Origin of the sequence: Idiomarina seosinensis (genome assembly GCF_003987275.1) — a bacterium.
Taxonomy (GTDB): domain Bacteria; phylum Pseudomonadota; class Gammaproteobacteria; order Enterobacterales; family Alteromonadaceae; genus Idiomarina; species Idiomarina seosinensis.
Genome location: NZ_PIQF01000004.1, coordinates 97,527 through 114,681, shown reverse-complemented (window position 1 = coordinate 114,681; position 17,155 = coordinate 97,527). Strand labels below are relative to the sequence as shown.

At 47.1% G+C, this 17,155-nt stretch carries 17 protein-coding genes; 4 read left to right on the top strand and 13 right to left on the bottom strand.

Annotated elements, in window-relative coordinates:
* Positions 1-53: 53 nt before the first annotated feature.
* Complete coding sequence (locus CWI81_RS11455; protein WP_126785449.1) at positions 54-1,733, bottom strand: cyanophycinase; 1,680 nt, start codon at positions 1,731-1,733, stop codon at positions 54-56.
* A 130-nt stretch (positions 1,734-1,863) separates the two neighbouring features.
* On the opposite strand from CWI81_RS11455, the gene CWI81_RS11450 reads away from it, so the two are divergent.
* On the top strand, positions 1,864-3,189 hold the full coding sequence (locus CWI81_RS11450; protein ID WP_126785448.1) for an ABC transporter substrate-binding protein: 1,326 nt from the start codon (positions 1,864-1,866) through the stop codon (positions 3,187-3,189).
* Here the strand turns inward: CWI81_RS11450 and CWI81_RS11445 are convergent.
* Positions 3,186-3,650 (bottom strand): tRNA (cytidine(34)-2'-O)-methyltransferase, encoded by a 465-nt coding sequence (locus CWI81_RS11445; protein ID WP_126785447.1) that lies wholly within the window; start codon positions 3,648-3,650, stop codon positions 3,186-3,188. The two genes, CWI81_RS11450 and CWI81_RS11445, sit on opposite strands and share 4 nt — an antisense overlap.
* 77 nt (positions 3,651-3,727) lie before the next feature.
* Here CWI81_RS11445 and fieF point away from each other — a divergent pair, with 77 nt between their 5' ends.
* Positions 3,728-4,645: a cation efflux pump FieF gene (fieF, locus tag CWI81_RS11440; protein ID WP_126785446.1), complete on the top strand. Its 918-nt coding sequence runs from the start codon at positions 3,728-3,730 to the stop codon at positions 4,643-4,645.
* Here the strand turns inward: fieF and CWI81_RS11435 are convergent.
* The 6 genes from CWI81_RS11435 to glnA form a co-directional block, all read right to left on the bottom strand.
* Complete coding sequence (locus tag CWI81_RS11435; RefSeq protein ID WP_126785445.1) at positions 4,635-5,624, bottom strand: alpha/beta fold hydrolase; 990 nt, start codon at positions 5,622-5,624, stop codon at positions 4,635-4,637. The genes fieF and CWI81_RS11435 overlap by 11 nt on opposite strands.
* 15 nt (positions 5,625-5,639) lie before the next feature.
* Positions 5,640-6,995 (bottom strand): sensor histidine kinase, encoded by a 1,356-nt coding sequence (locus CWI81_RS11430; protein WP_126785444.1) that lies wholly within the window; start codon positions 6,993-6,995, stop codon positions 5,640-5,642.
* Complete coding sequence (locus CWI81_RS11425; RefSeq protein WP_126785443.1) at positions 6,992-7,669, bottom strand: response regulator transcription factor; 678 nt, start codon at positions 7,667-7,669, stop codon at positions 6,992-6,994. The genes CWI81_RS11430 and CWI81_RS11425 overlap by 4 nt, the downstream gene beginning before the upstream one ends.
* A gap of 80 nt (positions 7,670-7,749) precedes the next feature.
* Positions 7,750-9,162, bottom strand: coding sequence for a nitrogen regulation protein NR(I) (gene ntrC, locus CWI81_RS11420; RefSeq protein WP_126785442.1), 1,413 nt, complete (start codon positions 9,160-9,162; stop codon positions 7,750-7,752).
* Positions 9,146-10,228, bottom strand: coding sequence for a nitrogen regulation protein NR(II) (gene glnL, locus CWI81_RS11415; protein ID WP_126785441.1), 1,083 nt, complete (start codon positions 10,226-10,228; stop codon positions 9,146-9,148). Before glnL ends, ntrC begins: the two co-directional genes overlap by 17 nt.
* Positions 10,229-10,312: 84 nt before the next feature.
* Positions 10,313-11,722 carry a glutamate--ammonia ligase gene (glnA, locus tag CWI81_RS11410; RefSeq protein WP_126785440.1) on the bottom strand — a complete coding sequence of 470 codons (1,410 nt, stop codon included), beginning with the start codon at positions 11,720-11,722 and terminating at the stop codon, positions 10,313-10,315.
* A gap of 344 nt (positions 11,723-12,066) precedes the next feature.
* On the opposite strand from glnA, the gene typA reads away from it, so the two are divergent.
* A complete protein-coding gene (typA, locus tag CWI81_RS11405) occupies positions 12,067-13,905 on the top strand; it encodes a translational GTPase TypA (protein WP_126785439.1) in 1,839 nt (612 codons plus the stop codon).
* Between the two features lie 48 nt (positions 13,906-13,953).
* On the opposite strand, the gene trhA is transcribed toward typA, so the two are convergent.
* A complete protein-coding gene (gene trhA, locus CWI81_RS11400) occupies positions 13,954-14,619 on the bottom strand; it encodes a PAQR family membrane homeostasis protein TrhA (protein ID WP_126785438.1) in 666 nt (221 codons plus the stop codon).
* Positions 14,616-14,897, bottom strand: coding sequence for a DUF3081 domain-containing protein (locus CWI81_RS11395; RefSeq protein WP_126785437.1), 282 nt, complete (start codon positions 14,895-14,897; stop codon positions 14,616-14,618). The genes trhA and CWI81_RS11395 overlap by 4 nt, the downstream gene beginning before the upstream one ends.
* Before the next feature lie 186 nt (positions 14,898-15,083).
* Here CWI81_RS11395 and CWI81_RS11390 point away from each other — a divergent pair, with 186 nt between their 5' ends.
* Positions 15,084-15,704, top strand: a complete 621-nt coding sequence (locus CWI81_RS11390; protein ID WP_126785436.1) for a TetR family transcriptional regulator — start codon at positions 15,084-15,086, stop codon at positions 15,702-15,704.
* Here CWI81_RS11390 and CWI81_RS11385 read toward each other — a convergent pair.
* The 3 genes from CWI81_RS11385 to CWI81_RS11375 are packed head-to-tail and all read right to left on the bottom strand — an operon-like array spanning position 15,701 to position 17,150.
* On the bottom strand, positions 15,701-16,213 hold the full coding sequence (locus CWI81_RS11385) for an NADPH-dependent FMN reductase (protein ID WP_126785435.1): 513 nt from the start codon (positions 16,211-16,213) through the stop codon (positions 15,701-15,703). The genes CWI81_RS11390 and CWI81_RS11385 overlap by 4 nt on opposite strands.
* A gap of 56 nt (positions 16,214-16,269) precedes the next feature.
* On the bottom strand, positions 16,270-16,914 hold the full coding sequence (locus tag CWI81_RS11380) for a DUF2959 domain-containing protein (RefSeq protein ID WP_126785434.1): 645 nt from the start codon (positions 16,912-16,914) through the stop codon (positions 16,270-16,272).
* Positions 16,911-17,150 carry a YqaE/Pmp3 family membrane protein gene (locus tag CWI81_RS11375; RefSeq protein ID WP_126785433.1) on the bottom strand — a complete coding sequence of 80 codons (240 nt, stop codon included), beginning with the start codon at positions 17,148-17,150 and terminating at the stop codon, positions 16,911-16,913. Before CWI81_RS11375 ends, CWI81_RS11380 begins: the two co-directional genes overlap by 4 nt.
* Positions 17,151-17,155: the final 5 nt, after the last annotated feature.

The following is a 17,155-nucleotide window of genomic DNA, read 5'->3' as shown; positions in this document are numbered from 1 at the left end:
AGCCTGGAACACGGGTACTCGTGTCATAAACTCGAGTACCCGTGTTTTAATTATTAAAGCGCTTCTTCAGGTTGATGCGCGATACCCAGCTTACCATTAATGATCTGACACTCACCGCCAGCAGACGCTGTCCGGCTGCTGTCATCCAACTGCGCAACCAGTCTGTACTCTTTATTCAGGAGCGTCATCTCGGTGCGCTCGCCACAAAGAACCCGCATCGAATCTATAAAGCCACGGTCGGTCAAGTAGTTGGTCGTTGGCTCGGCCTGTACAATATTCTCTCCTTCTGCAAACTCTGCGGTTTGTAGTCCAAACGGGCTAATCATGCCCGACGCGCCTGATACCAAATAATGAAAAGTCGAGGCAACTGCATTTGGTGTGCCCTGCGCATTTTCCACGAAAAATACGCCGCGCTCTCCAATAATGTCGAAAGACCCCTTTTCCAGGTTAGTCAGCATGGCTGTATTTTCATCAATACCAATGGATAGAGGCGTCGAGCTATCAGCAGCCAAACGCATTAAACGACCATGTCGTCCCCGCTCAGAAAAATGCGTGTCTAAGCTGGCAAAATGGAACAGCCCAAGCCCTCCAAACGGGTGATACGTGAGCGTGTCCGGTCCGGTGTTTTGTGGACACGTATTGTCTAAGTCGCAACCGTAGGGTGGCGGGTTAGTAGCGACACCGCCGTCTGTTATGGCTGATGCAGTGGTACCGTTCGAAATCACTGGCTTAGACGTCATTACCGTTGTGCCTGCACTTGTTCCGCCAACTAACAGCTTTTTCTGCTGCACTCGGGCGACAATCATACGCAATAAGTCTGTCGCGCTATTATCATCTTGTACGAAGGTATTGCGGATTAGATCCTGTTCGCTACCTGTCAGAAACAACGCATCAGCGTCGTTTAACATCTCGTATTCAGTATCTCCAGCCTTACAAAATGCGACTTGTTGCTGGTAATAGTCGCGATACACCCGATCCCGATCGTAAGCACCCTGTACTTCTTGTTGAATTTCGTTGAGCTCCTCACAGCGATTTTCCGCTCGCGCCTTTACCACAGCAGAGTCTAATGGTAACCAGCGTGCGTCAGCGCCTAACTGCTCAAACGTACTGCGATAAAAGTCGATTTTTGCATAAGGGTCGCGGTCTCCCGCAGTCGAGAAATAAACTAATGGCTGCTCACCAGCTTCAACATTTTGCCGAGTGAATTCAATAAAGCGGCGGTAAATTTCTGCCGACTTTTTGTTCAGTGATTCATCAACATCGACCACTTCGGGCAAATCACTGGACATCGTTACTTCCAGTAAATCGATAATTTTCGCGTACTCTGCATCAGATAACATGTTATACGTTGGCAACGTCGCTCGACGCGTAAACTCTCGTTCAAACACTCGCTCTGACATGCGATCTTCGTTGATCCGCTCATGAATCAGTTGCAACGCATCCTTTACTTCTTCTTGTGCGTCTTTTCGATAAGCAGACCAATAACGATCAGATGTCACTTTTTCCAAACTTTTACTGGATAGGTCAATGTACCGGTCAGTACGCATTGTCTCGTTATCTATCCAATCCGCATCGTCACATTGATTGGACCTGAAACTCGAGCATAGCTCTAATCCGCCACCAGCCATAAACAAGTGCCGATAATTATCGTGTTGCTCTTGCCCTTGCGCCGATGACGCACCTGAGGCGGTCAGCATCGCCAAGGCGATGGACCCTGTAATGTTCTTTAACATAGAACTCAACCTCTACTTCGTTCGGTTCATTGATTTAATAGGTATTATAACGGCTATAGTCTGTCACTGATAGAATTATGACCACACAGACTGTTATACTATCCAGCCGATAAAAAATTAATGTTGTAGTATGCGATTTGTTGCTCTGCTTTTTAGCTGTTGTTTGCTGCTAATACACACACACAATGCGTTGGCTCAACAGAAGCTGACCTTTCGTGAACCAGAACCAGGCCCCATGGTCGACTTTCTCACTCAAGTGCTGGAAGAGGCCTATCATGACCTGGGTGTGGAGCTTGAGTACCGCCCATTGCCGCGATTACGCGCCGAACAGTTGGCGGCTAAAGGAAAAATAGCTGGCGAGCTGGGCAGGCTGGATGGACTCGAACAGCAAATCCCCTCGCTCAACCGCGTTCCTTTTAAACTCTATGAGTTTTCTGTTGTATTGGTCGCAAACACTAAAAAATGCGGACTTTGTACGCTTCCTACTATTGAAAGCTTAGCTCATGTTAGCGGCATGCGCGCTCCGGAACAGGTTATTGAAGAAAATAACTTTACGAACCCTGTATTCAAACAAACGCAATTTGATCAAGTTGCCAAATTATTAAATTCAGGGCGCATCGATGGCGCTTTACTGGGCGACTTTCAACTGCGCAACCTTCAGCTGCAGAACACTCAGGATTTTGTCGTTTATAGCATGCGTAGCGAAGCCGGCTACCACTATTTACACGATAAGTTTAAGCACCTTGTAGAGCCTCTCTACGGCAAATTGAATGCGATGAGAGGTTCCGGCAGACTCGCACAGCTAAGGCAACAACATAACTTAACTCTTCCGGAAGCGCTAAAACCAACAGAGTTACCCGACCAGTTAATGGCCGTTAGTGCTCTTCATCCTGGGCTAACCAATGCCGATGGTAGCGGTGAGCTATGGGACAAACTAAACCGTGCCTTTGCCAACGCTAATATCGATATCAACATCTCGGCCAGTAACTGGCCCCGAGCCCACACGTTAATGCGCAATGAACGGGCACAGCTAATGGTTGGCGTTAGAAAAGAACAGTTTTCTGAAGAGTTCTTATACTCTGAAACCGCCATAGGAACAGATGATGCACTGTATTTATTTACCACCAATGAAGCTTCCGGCAAAGGGCTGCCGATAACCTCCGATGACTTTACCGTATGTATCTCTGAGGGGGATTATCAAAAAGAACTGTTACCCAACAATGTCACCTATTACCGCGCCAATACCCCTCTCGATTGCTTTGCCATGCTTGATCTGGGACGGGTTAACGGAGTAATTGACTATCAGGACAACCTACCAGATTGGACCGACAAACCTTACCAGCAGCAACGTTTAAGCGAGCCGGTTCCACTTTACGTTGCGTTTAACAAAACTCAATTAGGACACCTTTTGAAGCTACATTTCGAATTGACTAGCGACTCTTTAGTAAACTATTAAACCGAGCCTTCAAAGCCAAGCTGTCGCCAAGCTTCATAGGCAAATATAGCAACACAATTGGACAAGTTTAAGCTACGACTATTACCTGCCATCGGCAGCCTCAACCAATTTTTCTCGGGAAAGGTTTGCAACACATCTAGCGGCAAACCGCGTGTCTCGGGTCCAAACAAAAGCACGTCGCCGGGCTGAAAATCAGTATCCGTATACCGCGTTTTACCACGCGTGGTACACGCAAAAATACGGTTGTACTCAACTGTCTCTAAAAAATCAGACCAACTTTGGTGAATCGTCACAGCGGCCAAATCACGATAATCGAGCCCCGCGCGCCGAACTTTTTTTTCATCCAGCTGAAAGCCTAAAGGCTCAATCAGGTGCAGCTTCGTGTTGGTGTTTGCCGCTAACCGTATTGCGTTGCCGGTATTCGGAGGTATTTCTGGTTCAAATAACACTAAGTGCAGCATGATAATTTTATCAATATTGAAAAAAGAGATAGAATAGCAGAAATGATCCACCGCATGCTCAAAACTGTGACAACTTAGTGAAACCAGAATCTAATTATCGCACCAACTATTCATTTTGGGTTAAGCTAGCCAGCTCAGCCTCGGTGATCGTTGCCTTTAGTTTAATTGTCATGAAGCTAATGGCCTGGTTACACAGCGAGTCTGCCAGCATGCTTGCCTCTATGACTGATTCCATTCTGGATAGTGGCGCCTCAGTTTTTAGTTTTTTTGCAATCCGTTATGCGCTGCAGCCGGCCGATGAAGAGCATCGCTTCGGTCATGGCAAAGCCGAATCGCTAGCCGCTTTAGCACAAAGTGCTTTTATCGCTGGTTCCAGTATGCTGCTTATATTTCACAGCGTCGAGCAGCTCATCCAAGGGCCCAGGCTACCCCGGGTGGATGTTGGCATTTGGGTGTCAATCATTGCTATTGTCTTTACAGTAGTGCTGATCACAATTCAGCGCATGGCGATACGGCACACCAATTCGCAGGCAATTAGGGCCGATAACCTGCATTATCAATCGGATATCCTGCTTAACGTCGCTGTTATTATTGCCTTGCTACTCAGCAGCTGGGGGTTCCTATGGGCTGATAGCGTATTTGCTATTGGTATTGCTGTTTACCTTATTAGTGGTGCCATAAGTATCGGTTCAGAAGCTTTTAACTCACTCATGGATCGAGAGCTTTCACAAGCAACCCAACGACAAATTATTGAAATCGCGAGTTCTGTTGAGGGTGTCAAAGGTCTACATGGGCTGCGAACCAGAGAGGCTGGTCCAACACGCTTCATTCAGTTACATATTGAGCTTGACGATAAACTGTCGTTACTTAAGGCACACGCTATTTCTGACAGTGTCGAGGCCGAATTAATGAAAAGCTTCCCCAGCGCCGATATTATTGTTCATATGGACCCAGAGATTGTTGCCAAAGTTGAAGGTTCGCTAGCTAACCGCTAATCCGCAATAGCTCATCCACTACCGGTTGGCGATATTCATCACTTTCCATCAGCAATTCATGTCGGGCACCAGCAATAACGCGTTTATTGACCACTGTATTTAGTTCTGCAAAACGGTTCTGACCGTCGGCACTGACGACTGAATCTGCGCCAGCCTGAAACAAAGTTACCGGAATATCGATAGAAAGTTTTACAGCGGTTAATCGTTTACAAACTCGCAAAGCTTCATCCAACCAGGTAAAGGTAGGCCCGCCAAGTTGCAGCTCTGGTGACTGCTGATATTGCTCACGAAACAAACGGTAGCGGGCGAGACTGTGAGTCAGGTCATTTTTTTCAAACACAACGGGCTTATAGTCTCCCATGCCCAAAAAGTACCAAGGTTTTGAGGGCTTTAGCCAGCGGTTCAGTCTCGCGCCAGCTTTAACAACGGCTTGAGCAACTGCAATGGGTATTCCCGCGGTATTAATCGAAAACATGGGTGAGGTTAATACTAAGCGCTGGTATGGGTGTTGATAATCGGAGCAAAATTGCGAAACGATAGCTCCTCCCATCGAGTGACCGACAAGCCAGCGCCTAACCGCATTAGGAAACTCTTTTACGGTCTGTTCATGGAATAAAGCAAAGTCATCGACAAAATCCTGAAATTTTTCGACATGACCTTGGTGAGAGTTTTCTGTCAAGCGTTCGGATTGCCCTTGACCCCGGTGATCAATCACGGCACTGGAGATGCCCGCTTGCGCCAACTCCCACATTAACTCCTGGTACTTAGCCGTGGCTTCAATCCGTCCCGGACTAATCACAATTAATGGCGCGTATTCAGAAACTTTGTAAAAAACCCAATGTATCCGCTTTTCGCCAACACCGACAAAGTTGCGCTGCTCAACAGTTCGCCAAAACGGCTCTACCTGCTCAGCATAAAAGCCCCGCCAGTGTTCGGAATCGTCTTTCGGGCGATCAATAACGATGAGTTTTTTGGACAAAAGAAGTGTCTTTGCTTAGTCAGTTTTACGTAATTCTAACACAACTTCCAGGCCACCTTGGGGATGATTTTTTGCGCTTAACTGTCCATGTAGAACGGCAGTGGCTCGTTGGCTTAATGCCAGACCTAGGCCAACTCCGGCTTTATGGTTTCTGGACGGATCGCCTCGATAAAATGGTTCAAACAATTTGCCCAGTAAGTCGTCTGCCACTCCTGGCCCATAATCGCGCACCCGTATGAAGTGGTGACTCTCATTACAATCGTAAGATAACTCGACGTTGTCATCGGTATAATGCAATGCATTACGAACAATGTTTTCTAAGGTCATACGCAGTAATTCGTTATCCGCTTCTATTGTCGGCCAGTTACCTGGCATGACTTTAAGGCGACCTCCGGCTTCTGGCTGAACGTAACGAATATCTGCTACCAGCTGCTCTACAAGCTTGCCGATATTCACTGCTTCGCGCTGCAAAGTCACTAAGCCATTCTCTAATTTAGACAGTGACAATATCCGCTCAATAATTAAATTGAGCCGTTCGGTATCTCGTCTTAACTGTTGCATGTGAGCATCATCCTGCGCTGCGTCTGTTAAGTCGAGGGCAACCTGCATACGAGCCATCGGCGACCGCAGCTCATGTGAAATATCACTCAATAGGCGGCGCTGGGCATCGCGAGACGTTGCCAGATCTCTTGCAGTTTGAGCCAGAGCCCGCGCTAACTCACCAATCTCATCGCGACGATGGGGTAATTTCGCTAAATCAGGTTCGGCACTGCCTTCGGCAATCTCCCGTGTCGCTGAGCTTAGTCGCCGAATAGGTCGAATAAGCCAGAAACCTAATAAAATAGCGATGACGCCACTACCTACAATCAGCGTCCAGGTTCGGGCTTCCGTCAGTTCCCGCTCGGCCGCAGCCTGATCACGCCATTCTTGTGCTTTTAAAGGACGAGTAATCAATACTTTATTACCACTAAGCTCAAACGGCCCTATGAGCAAACGATCTTCAAGCGGCATTTGCATTGTTTGCGAAAAATTCAAAAACCTAAGCAACGTTGGTTTATAGCGCTCACCTAAGTACTCATCGAGCATTAACCGCTGCTGCCCGCTGTCCATAACTCTTGCCGCAATACGGTAGTTACCAGCCAATAAACGTCCAGGCTCTAATGACAAAAACGTGGCGGGATCCAGTAATAGAGGTTCGACAGTGCGGCGAATTGGATCAGCTACCGGTTGCGGTTCAATTGCCGTGCGATTCCAGACAGCGAGGAAGTAACCACTGCTTGCCGTTAAAAATAGTAATGCCCAAAACAGCAGTAAAAGTCGCAGAGTCAGCGACTGATACCAACGACTTTTCCTGCCTTGCCTCGGTTTCATGCTTGGTTGGTCAACCGATACCCCCGACCCCGGACGGTTTGAATACGTTCGGGATTATTCGGTAACTTTTTACGAATGTTGCTAATGTGTACATCAAGACTTCGGTCAAAGGGCCCCATCTTGCGGCCTAATGCCGCAACAGAAAGCTGGTCTTTGCTAACCATTTGTCCGGCCTGCTGCATCAAACAACGTAAAATATCGAATTCAGTCGGAGTTATGACAATTGGCTCACCGTCGCATCTCACTTGAGCGTTGCCCGGATCGAGCTCAAAGCCGCTGGCGGTTAGTTTCTCGGACTGCATCGTAGTATTGGCTGTCCGCCGTAATAACGCTTTTACTCTTGCGACCAGCTCACGTGGGTTAAATGGTTTGGGTAGATAGTCGTCTGCGCCTAATTCAAGGCCCATCACGCGATCATCATCGTCACCCCGGGCGGTTAGCATTAACACGGCGGTATCTCGATGCTGTTGCCGCAGCCGTTGTAGTAATTGCATGCCATCAATACCGGGCAGCATAACGTCCAGCAGAATCAGCTCAAAGTCGCCGTTAAGTGCTGCATCCAGTCCTTTAACCCCGTCATCGACAACAGTTAGTTCTATCGATTCACGCTTAAAAAGCTCCAGCAACATTGCTGACATTTCATGATCGTCATCAATAAGTAATACAGAGTGCATCTTCAGCCTTTTTTTGTGTATGACTACTGTGCCTATCTTCTATAAACCAAGCGCTAAGGGCGATGCCTTTTACAAAAGATTTACTTTAATAATAGCTTCATTTTGCGGGTTAGGGTATTTCGCCCCCAACCCAACCAGCGCGCTGCTTGCTGCTTATGCCCATTATATTTATGCAAAGCGAATTGTAATGCGGTTTTCTCCAGCTCTCCGGTTAGTGCATTTAGCACATCGGTGTCAGCCGCTCGACGTCTTAACTCCTGGTTAATAACTTCAGTCCAGTCTGAAGGCGTGTAGTCTGGTTGCTCAGATTTAGACTTTTCCGCCGACGCTGTGGGACTGATAATTTCCTCGGGCAACTCCGAACGCTGCACCGTATGCCCTGGTGCCATAACAGTTAACCAACGACATACGTTTTCTAATTGTCTGACATTGCCCGGCCACCAATAGTTCTCTAATGCTTTCATCGCAGCTGCGCTTAACTGCTTACCGCTAACGCCAAGCTCGCTGGCGGCTTGTTTTAAGAAAAACTGAGTGAGTTGGCGAACGTCCGATTCACGCTCACGCAGAGCAGGTAATTTCAGTTGTATCACATTTAGGCGATGGTATAGATCTTCACGAAACTGATTACGACTGACCGCTTGTTTTAAATCCCTGTGAGTCGCAGCAATAACCCTAACATCAACGGCAATAGGTTGATGAGCTCCCACCGGATAAAACTGGCCTTCCGCTAATACACGAAGCAAGCGAGTTTGCACCGACAGCGGCATATCACCAATTTCATCCAAGAATAGCGTGCCTTGGTTTGCTTGTTCGAACCGCCCGGTGCGTCGCTTATCGGCTCCGGTAAACGCGCCCCGTTCGTGACCAAACAACTCGGATTCAATCAAGTCTTGAGGAATGGCGGCCATGTTAAGCGCCACAAACGGCTGCTCCGAACGTGGGCTATGCTGGTGCAAAGCACGCGCGACAAGTTCTTTACCAGTGCCGGTTTCACCGGTAATCAATACGCTGACGCTGGAGTTTGATAGCCTTCCGATAACTCGGAAAACGTCTTGCATAGCACCCGAATCACCAATCAATTGCGGCGCTTTAACTTGCCCCGCAGGGCCGCTTGGCTTTGCCCGCGCATGCTGAGCCGCTTTACGAACCATCGCTACCACTTCATCTAAGTCAAATGGTTTAGCCAAGTATTCAAATGCTCCTCCCTTAAAAACGTTCACGGCTGTTTCTAAATCTGAGTGGGCGGTCATAATAACGATTGGTAACTTAGGGTGTTGTTGCTGAAGCCGCTTTAACACCTTAAGGCCATCATCTCCGGGCATACGGATATCGCTTAACAGCACGTCTGGTGTAGACTTCTCCAGGGCCGCATACAATTCACTTGACTGGCTAAAGTTTGATACCGTAAATTCTGTATCGGCAAAGGTTTTTTCCAATACCCAACGAATAGAAGAGTCATCGTCTAAAACCCATAGTTCAGCTGACTGAGTCATTTAATACGTCCTCTTCTACTCGATAAGGTAAGTAAACCCAAAAACAGGTGTGTCCCGGCTCTGATTCGAACTCTATTTTGCCGCCATGCTGATGCACCAAGCTGTGCGCTAATGATAGACCTAAGCCCGTGCCTTCCGAGCGCCCACTGACCATCGGGTAAAATATTTGCGGCCTTAAGCTATCGCTTATGCCAGGCCCATTATCAATAATCGATATCACCGCGCATTGACGATAGCGCTTTCCGTATAAAGTGAGTTGATGTTCCACTCGCGTTTTTAGAGTGATTTGGCCTTTACCCTCAAGAGCTTGAGCAGCATTTTGCGTAATATTTAAAAAGACTTGTTCAAGCAAATCACCAATTCCGCGCAAATCCGGCAGCGAGGGGTCATAGTCGCGCTTAATCATAAGCTCAGTGTTATATTCATAAGCAACCGTCTGCGCCACTCGTTCCAACAATTGATGTAAATTAACGGCATCTGGTTGTTCAAGTTTTGCCGGCCCTAAGAGCCGATCAATCAACCCCCTTAGCCGATCAGATTGAGCGATGATTAAGTCAGTGTACTCTGTTAACCCGGGTTCTTTTAATTGCCGGGCTAACAATTGCGCGGCGCCGCGTAAACCACCCAGCGGATTTTTAATTTCATGCGCCATACCCCGCAGTAAATTCTGCGTGGCATGCAACTGCTGGCGTTGCGAGTTTTCTTGCGAAATTTGCCGTTGGATATCTACCTGCCGCAGCTCCAGTAGCAAGAGCTTGTGGTGATTTTCAGAAAGGTGTGGCTTTAAGCATTGAACGCTGACTTCTGCAGTAACCTTCTGTCCTGAGTGAAGAACAAACTCAGCTTCTGCATTAATCACCGTTTGTTCATCTGAGAAACAACTGGCAAAACTATGAGTGGGTAAATTGGTTGAAACATAACTGCTTGCTAATGGCTCATTAATCAGCCGTCGGGCGCTGTGGTCAAGTAAGGATTCTGCCGCAGCATTAACGTAACGGATCGAAAACTGCTCATCGATCATTACAATGGCTGTATTTAACGCGTCAAGAATATCGTTATGCTGCACACTTTACTCCGCTTCGGACGCACTAGTTTGGTGCATTGCTACAGCTAAAAAAGGGAGGGATAACCCTCCCTTAAACAGCCGTGATTAGCAGCTGTAGTACATATCAAACTCAACTGGGTGAGTTGTTTTCTTCAGTGTTTCAACTTCATTGTATTTAAGATCAATGTAGGCATCGATCATATCGTCGTCCATAACGCCGCCTTGTTTTAAAAACTCACGGTCTTTATCCAACGCTTCCAGCGCCATTTCCAGCGAGTGACATACGGTCGGTATATCTTTCGCTTCTTCTGGCGGTAGGTTATACAAGTCTTTGTCCATCGCATCACCTGGGTGAATCTTATTACGGATTCCGTCCAGCCCTGCCATGAGCAGTGCAGTGAAGCAAAGATAAGGATTGGCACTAGGATCCGGGAACCGTACTTCGATACGACGTCCTTTCGCACTTGATACCAGCGGAATACGAATAGATGCAGAGCGATTACGTGCTGAATAAGCTAACATTACCGGCGCTTCAAATCCCGGTACCAAACGCTTGTAAGAGTTAGTTGACGGGTTAGTAAATGCATTAATAGCTCGTGCGTGCTTAATCACACCGCCAATGTAATACAAGGCCGTCTCACTTAAACCGGCATATTGGTCGCCGGCAAAAATATTTTTTCCATCCTTAGCCAACGACATATGAACATGCATACCTGAACCGTTATCACCAACCAACGGTTTTGGCATAAAGGTTGCGGTCATGCCATAAGAGTTAGCTACGTTGTGAACCACGTACTTATAGATTTGCAGCTCATCCGCTTTTGCAGTCAATGTATTAAACCGGGTTGCTACTTCGTTTTGACCAGCAGTAGCTACTTCGTGATGGTGTGCTTCTACCACTAAGCCCATATCTTCCATTACCAAGCTCATGGTTCCGCGAATATCATGAGCTGAGTCGACAGGAGGTACTGGGAAGTAGCCGCCTTTGACACCAGGTCGGTGAGCCAGGTTGCCTTCGGAATATTCACGGCCTGAGTTCCACTTCGCTTCTTCGGCATCAATTTTGTAAAATGACCCGCTCATGTCGGTGTGAAAGCGTACGTCGTTGAACAGGAAAAATTCTGGTTCTGGACCGAATAACGCGCTATCCGCGATACCTGAAGACTGAATAAACTCTTCTGCTCGTTTTGCGATAGAGCGCGGATCGCGACTGTAACCCTGCATTGTCTCGGGCTCCAGAATGTCACAACGAACATTTAGCGTCATTTCGTCAGTAAAAGGATCTAACACTAAGCTGTCTGGGTCTGGCATCAATACCATGTCGGATTCATTAATACCTTTCCAGCCAGAAATTGACGAGCCATCGAACATTTTGCCTTCTTCAAAAAAGTCGTCGTCGATTTGTGACACAGGGATAGTAACGTGCTGTTCTTTACCTTTGGTATCGGTAAAACGTAAGTCGACGAACTTAACGTCATGTTCTTTGATGCTGTCTAAAATCTTACTTGCTGACATGTTTTCCTCCAACGGAATCATCGATTGTTAGCGAATTTTTGAACTTCCTTTACGGTAGCAACTCGTGTGCCAAATATAATTTCTTTATATCTTTCATTGGCTTGCACTTTAATTGTTCATATTAAGAAGCTTAAACACAATCATTAATGCACTGTTATGGTTCATTATACACTATTTTGGTGCAAACCGATCATTGCGGTGACGCTGCACAACAATCCGTATAAAAAACGAACAAGCCCTTTTTTAATCGCGCGCAAACAGGTAGAATACGCCGCTATTTTTCATAAAACCCCTGTCGGCAGGGTGCACGATTAACTCAAACCGACAAATACAGGCTGTTCTTAATGACAACTCAGGCATTTGATATTAATAAATTACGCAATATCGCAATTATTGCGCACGTAGACCATGGCAAAACAACGCTGGTCGACAAGCTACTACAGCAATCCGGCACTTTAGAAAGCCGTGGTGAACTCGAAGAGCGCATCATGGATTCAAACGATCTTGAAAAAGAACGCGGTATTACAATCCTTGCTAAAAACACCGCTATTAACTGGCAGGATTACCGCATCAATATTCTGGACACTCCCGGACACGCCGACTTTGGCGGTGAGGTAGAACGTGTTTTATCAATGGCTGACTCAGTTCTGCTACTCGTCGATGCAGTTGACGGCCCTATGCCTCAAACTCGCTTTGTTACGCAAAAGGCGTTCGAGCACGGCTTAAACCCAATTGTCGTGATTAATAAAATCGACCGTCCAGGCGCTCGCCCTGATTGGGTCATGGATCAAGTTTTTGATTTGTTCGACAACTTAGGCGCAACTGATGAACAGTTGGACTTCCCTATCGTTTACGCATCCGCTTTAAATGGCTGGGCAACTCGCGAAGAGGAAACCGTTGGCGAAAACATGACGCCGCTGTTCGAAACCATCGTTAGTGAAGTAAGTCATCCAGACGCCGATCCCGAAGGCGAGCTGCAAATGCAAATTTCACAGCTTGACTACTCAAGCTATGTTGGCGTTATTGGTATCGGCCGCGTTACCTGCGGTAGCGTTAAAGTGAACCAGCAAGTAACTATTGTTGGTGCAGACGGCCAGACCCGTAGCGGCAAAGTCGGCCAGGTGTTCAGCTATCTTGGCCTTGACCGCTTTGAAACGACAGCGGCTCACGCCGGCGATATCTGTGCAATTACCGGACTGGGTGAGCTAAAAATCTCCGATACAGTTTGTGCGTATGGCAAGCCTAAGGCTATGAAGCCGCTAACCGTAGACGAACCTACCGTTACTATGACGTTCCAGGTAAACACCTCTCCGTTTGCCGGTAAAGAAGGTAAATTTGTTACCTCTCGTCAGATTCTTGAGCGCTTGCAGCAGGAGCTAGTGCATAACGTAGCACTGCGTGTTGAAGAAACAGAAAACCCTGATAAGTTCCGGGTATCCGGACGTGGTGAGCTGCACTTAGGTGTCTTAATCGAGAACATGCGCCGTGAAGGGTTTGAACTAGCGGTTTCTCGTCCAGAAGTTATTATCAAGCACGAAGACGGTCAGAAAATGGAACCGTACGAGAGTCTGACTGTTGATATCGAAGATCAACACCAGGGTGCGGTCATGGAAAAGCTTGGCTTGCGTAAAGCTGAAATGACTAATATGACGCCAGATGGCAAAGGTCGCGTACGGGTAGACTTCGAAGTACCAAGCCGTGGCTTGATTGGCTTCCAGACCGAATTTATGACGTTGACCTCTGGTACCGGTCTGATGTACCACACGTTCGACCATTATGGTCCACACAAAGGCGGTACTATCGGCCAGCGCGTTAATGGCGTGTTGATTTCTAATGCCACAGGTAAAGCCCTTACTTACGCTCTATTTAACTTACAAGAGCGAGGCAAATTATTTGCCGCTCACGGTGACGAAGTCTACGAAGGCCAGGTTATCGGTATTCATAATCGTGCCAACGACTTGACCGTGAACTGCCTGAAAGGTAAGCAGCTGACCAACGTTCGTGCCTCAGGTACCGACGACGCTCAGGTGTTGAGTCCACCGATTCGTTATACGCTTGAGCAGGCGCTAGAGTTTATTAACGATGATGAGCTTGTGGAAGTAACCCCGCAATCAATCCGGATTCGTAAACGCGCATTGACTGAGAATGAGCGCAAACGCGCAAGTCGCGAACCAAAATCCTAAGTGATTTAAAGGTCTAGATTAAATGCCCGCTCACCAGCGGGCATTTTTTTATCGACTAACCGTCAATAATTCCGGTTGTGGTAACACGAAGTAAAAAATAGCAAAGAAGTGAAAGGCACTTCCGGCAAGCACGAACAAGTGCCAAATCGCGTGATGATATGGCAGTGAATGCCAAACGTAGAAAACCACGCCAAGGGTATAAGCCAATCCCCCGGCGAGCAGTAATAATAGCCCTGTCGTTTCAACGTTATCCAGCATCGGCTTTATAGCCACTAGCGCCATCCACCCAAGACCTAAATATAAGGTAAGTGACAGCCATTTAGGCGGATTCTTAGCAAACAACTCAATAGCAACGCCAACAATAGCTATTGTCCAGGCTACGGCCAGAAACGACCAACCCCAAGGACCCCGAAGGTTTATTAACATAAAAGGGGTGTAGGTTCCGGCAATAAGTATAAAAATGGCTGCGTGATCAAGCTGCTGAAAGTAAGCTTTAACCCGAGGCCATGGGAATGAGTGATACAGCGTCGATGCCGTATAAAGCAGAATTAAACTAGCTCCATAGATACTGGCTGCAACGACGTGCCAGGTATCACCGTAAGCACCTGCCCATAACACCATAACCACCAAGGCCGCGACGCTTAGCAATGCGCCAATGCCGTGGGTTAATGCATGGGCAAGCTCTTCCAGCGCAGAATAGTGCTTACCACTCATCCTCGCTCTAACCCAGGCGTCTCATAGCCTTCGGAAATATTTTTTAATGCCCGAATGAACTTATCCAACTGATCACCGTTGTCATAATCCAGATGATATTTATTATGAAACTCCAGTCTCATTTTTACACCATGACCTTCAATAAAGACGGTGTAACCATCATGGTCAGTGAAGGCCGTAATACCATCCAGAACATGCTGCCCTTGCTTAGCTTCACCATGCTCGTGAATTTTCTCATAAGCGTCCAACACCAGGCGAAAATCAATTTCGTTTTTCATAAACACCTCCGTGGGTTTTGGCAATACTTGCCTTGTACTACGTATTATCGGCATAGCTAGACTTGTAGGACAAGCTTATTACTTATTAAATTGTTGGTAAACTGACATAGACAGCTTACATACATTGATGCATGTTTAATCATTAAGCGTTACAATAGAGTGAATTTAGCAAGATGGGGCGGACTAGTGGTAAGACGTACAAAAGAAGATGCGATGGAGACACGAGCAAAGTTGCTTGATGCGGCCGAGCATTTATTTGGTCAGAACGGTGTTGCCCACACGTCAATGGCGCAGGTTGCTGAACACGCTGGTGTCACTCGTGGCGCAATTTATCACCACTTTAGCAACAAACAAGATCTCATTGAATCGTTGATGGACCGGGTCAGCCTGCCTATCGACGAAATGCGTGAGCAAATTGCCGAACTGGATGACTTTGATGCTCTTGAAGAAATACGGCAAAGAACCACTGAGTTCTTAACCCGCATCCAGACTAATCAGCGCGTTCAGGCTCTTGCTAGTATACTGCTGCACAAATGCGAATATATCGACGAAGTTAACCCAATCAAACTCCGCCATGTCAGCGGCCGTAATCGTTGTATTGATGATTTTGAAGAGCTCTTAGAAAAAGCCAAGCGTGATGGTCAATTACCAGCCGCCACTGATTCCAGGATGGCAGTTATCGGCTTATTTGGATTGGTCGATGGTTTGATTTACAACTGGTTACTGGATAGTGACTACTTTGAACTTACCGGCTATGGCAACAAAGCCATCAACACATTCATTGATGGCTTGGCCAGTGCCGACTAGTCACCTTGTACCAAAAAGCCCTGCAAAAAATTCTCATCCATTGATGCAATTGTTTGGTCATTGGCATTAGGGCAGATTGCAAAATTGGGTGCTGTCCAGGCCTGAACATTACCGAGTATGTCACGCAAATGCATAAGCCCTCTGATGCCGCCCAGTCCGCCCGGAGAGGCAGCTCCCAGTAGCACTTTTTTATCTTTCCATGCATCGCCTTTAACTCTCGATACCCAGTCAATAGCGTTTTTTACTAACGGCGAAACCGATGAATTGTACTCGGGGCTTACCAGCACTACTTTACTGGCGGCCTGAATCTCTCTGGCCAGCACCTGCATCGACTCAGGAACTCCTTCAGCGTCCTCAAAGTCACCATGATAAATCGGCGCATCTAACGCATCAGCATCGAGCAACTTATAAGAAATGCCAAATTTATCAGCAACCTCTGCAATACGGTGCTTAACTTTCGAGTTGAGTGAGTCCTTACGGCGACTGCCACCAATCAGTAAAATCGACATAGATGCTTTTCCTTTTTCAGTGTGGTTACGTTAATACCTTAGTGACTACGTATTAACTAACCACCTGAGTTCATCGCTTCAATAAATTCGTTCGATTCCGAAATGGCTGTTTCCATTTCCTCGATGAGCACTCTTATGTCAGCCTGCAATGTATCGAACTCACCGCGGATTGCAGTAATCGCCTGGGCATTGAGATTATGTTTTAAGTAGAGAACATTATCCTGAAGTTTTGCCAACACCGGATCCATCTTCCCAGCAGCACGCTCCATAGTAGCAATTAAGCGGCTATAACGTCGCTCGGTCTCGCGTAATTGTCGTTCGCTTTGACGGCGTAGCGTTTCGTTAGAGTATTGCTCCAACTCTTCATTCCACTCATCGAACAAGTCTTGTGCAACATCATCAACAGCATCGATACGCTCGCGTACCTGCTCCGCTGATTTTTTACTGGCCTCATAGTCATCTTTTAACGCTTTGTAGTTCTCTTCTAGCTCCCCCCCGTCGATGCTTAACATCGAGTCGAGTCGCTCTAAAGCTGAACGGAACTCTTCCTGGGCCTCTCCCTGAGAGTCCTTAGCGTCGTCAACGCGATCCACCAGAATATCGCGTTTTTCGATCCCTAGTTTTTCCATGGTCGAATAATATGCGGTCTGACAGCCAGCTAACATAACCACAGCCGCTAAACTGACTACCAGTTTTATCATTTGTCACCCCGAACAGCACGTACCAGACGCTCGTCGCGCTTATCCTGCCGGTAGCTGTGAACCGCAATAATCGCGTGAACAATGGCGAGTAGATATATCAGCCCGAAGGTACCCAGGGTAAATATCGCCAAAACGATGCCAACAGCGGCCAAGATTAAATTGAAAATAAACTGGAATATTTTACCAGTAAATAAGACCGCCAGTGGCGGTAATAGAATAGCTAAGATATAAAGCATAGGGT

What these genes read in the sequence shown, in the direction of transcription:
- CWI81_RS11455 (WP_126785449.1), bottom strand. Translation starts at nt 1,733, where the DNA reads ATGTTAAAGAACATTACAGGGTCCATCGCCTTGGCGATGCTGACCGCC.
- CWI81_RS11450 (WP_126785448.1), top strand. Translation starts at nt 1,864, where the DNA reads ATGCGATTTGTTGCTCTGCTTTTTAGCTGTTGTTTGCTGCTAATACAC.
- CWI81_RS11445 (WP_126785447.1), bottom strand. Translation starts at nt 3,650, where the DNA reads ATGCTGCACTTAGTGTTATTTGAACCAGAAATACCTCCGAATACCGGC.
- CWI81_RS11430 (WP_126785444.1), bottom strand. Translation starts at nt 6,995, where the DNA reads ATGAAACCGAGGCAAGGCAGGAAAAGTCGTTGGTATCAGTCGCTGACT.
- CWI81_RS11425 (WP_126785443.1), bottom strand. Translation starts at nt 7,669, where the DNA reads ATGCACTCTGTATTACTTATTGATGACGATCATGAAATGTCAGCAATG.
- ntrC (WP_126785442.1), bottom strand. Translation starts at nt 9,162, where the DNA reads ATGACTCAGTCAGCTGAACTATGGGTTTTAGACGATGACTCTTCTATT.
- glnA (WP_126785440.1), bottom strand. Translation starts at nt 11,722, where the DNA reads ATGTCAGCAAGTAAGATTTTAGACAGCATCAAAGAACATGACGTTAAG.
- typA (WP_126785439.1), top strand. Translation starts at nt 12,067, where the DNA reads ATGACAACTCAGGCATTTGATATTAATAAATTACGCAATATCGCAATT.
- trhA (WP_126785438.1), bottom strand. Translation starts at nt 14,619, where the DNA reads ATGAGTGGTAAGCACTATTCTGCGCTGGAAGAGCTTGCCCATGCATTA.
- CWI81_RS11395 (WP_126785437.1), bottom strand. Translation starts at nt 14,897, where the DNA reads ATGAAAAACGAAATTGATTTTCGCCTGGTGTTGGACGCTTATGAGAAA.
- CWI81_RS11385 (WP_126785435.1), bottom strand. Translation starts at nt 16,213, where the DNA reads ATGTCGATTTTACTGATTGGTGGCAGTCGCCGTAAGGACTCACTCAAC.
- CWI81_RS11380 (WP_126785434.1), bottom strand. Translation starts at nt 16,914, where the DNA reads ATGATAAAACTGGTAGTCAGTTTAGCGGCTGTGGTTATGTTAGCTGGC.
- CWI81_RS11375 (WP_126785433.1), bottom strand. Translation starts at nt 17,150, where the DNA reads ATGCTTTATATCTTAGCTATTCTATTACCGCCACTGGCGGTCTTATTT.